The 1,182-nt window shown below is 46.9% G+C and carries 1 protein-coding gene; it reads right to left on the reverse strand.

Features of this window, described 5'->3' with window-relative positions; all coding sequences use genetic code 11:
• On the reverse strand, positions 1 to 1,106 hold a 1,106-nt coding region (locus R7O12_RS25930), incomplete at its 3' end, for a flagellin (protein WP_226084426.1).
• Positions 1,107 to 1,182: the final 76 nt, after the last annotated feature.

Raw genomic sequence — 1,182 nt, forward strand, 5'->3', positions numbered from 1 at the left:
GGCGCTTGTTTCGCTTGCGCAAGGATTGAGCTTGACGCTTGCGATAGAATTTGTGATTTGGTCATTGCCGTCGTTTCTTTCGCGAAATCTGTATCTTTGATACGGCTCTTCGACGCATTCACGTTCTCGTTAATGTTGTCCAAGTTGCTGATTGCGTGGTTGAAACGGTTCTGGAAAGCACCCAGCTCTGCGCGGTGGCTATCTACGTATTTCAGTGCCGCATCGATGATAGCAACAGATTCTTGTGCGCCACCAACTGAGGTTACGTCGATAGTATCTACCGTTACTTTTTTGCCTTCGCCCAAACCTAGTTCACCAGATAGACCGCCTGAAAACTCGACCTCGCCCTCAACTTTGTTGTTGCCAGCGAAGATTTGCAGTTTACCATCTTGGTCTACTGATGCTTTCACTAGGTCAGTTTGGCCGTTAATGTAAGTCGCAAGCTCTTCGATATCGTCACCCGCTTTTGCGCTGATGTTGATTTCTTGCTCTTGGCCGTAGCTGTCCGTTAGGTTGATTTTTAGGTCGTTCTTACCTTCAGCAACGTTCCAGTCTTTACCTTTACCACTTTCAGCTTGGTAGCTCACACCGCCCATCATTTTGTTGTCTGAGCGCATGTCTTTTAGCTCAAGCATCACTGCTTCACCGTTATCCGCACCGATTTGGAACGATTTCGCACCGTGTGTGCCGTTTAGTAGCTTGTTACCACCGAAAGAAGTGGTTTCTGCGATACGGTTTAGTTCGTCGTTTAGCGCGGTCACTTCTTCTTGAATCGCAACACGTTCTGCTTTCGAGTTTGAACCGTTTGCTGATTGCAGAGACAAATCACGCATACGTTGAAGAATATTAGTGGTCTCATTCATTGCACCTTCAGCAGTTTGTGCAATCGAGATACCGTCGTTCGCGTTGCGAACCGCTACATCCAAACCACGGCTTTGTACGTTCAAACGGTTCGAGATTTGTAGACCCGCAGCGTCATCTTTTGCGCTGTTGATTTTAAAACCTGAAGACAAACGCTCCATAGAAGTTTGTTGAGCTGAGTTTGCGTTGTTTAGGTAACGCTGAGCGGTCATCGCTGATACGTTAGTGTTTACATTCACTGCCATGGTGATTTCTCCAATTGATTTTCCGGTGTAGCGGTTTCCGACGTCTCGGAAAACCAAGTAGTTCTCTCAAAGTTAC

The sequence above is a fragment of the Vibrio sp. Vb1574 genome, from assembly GCF_033338675.1.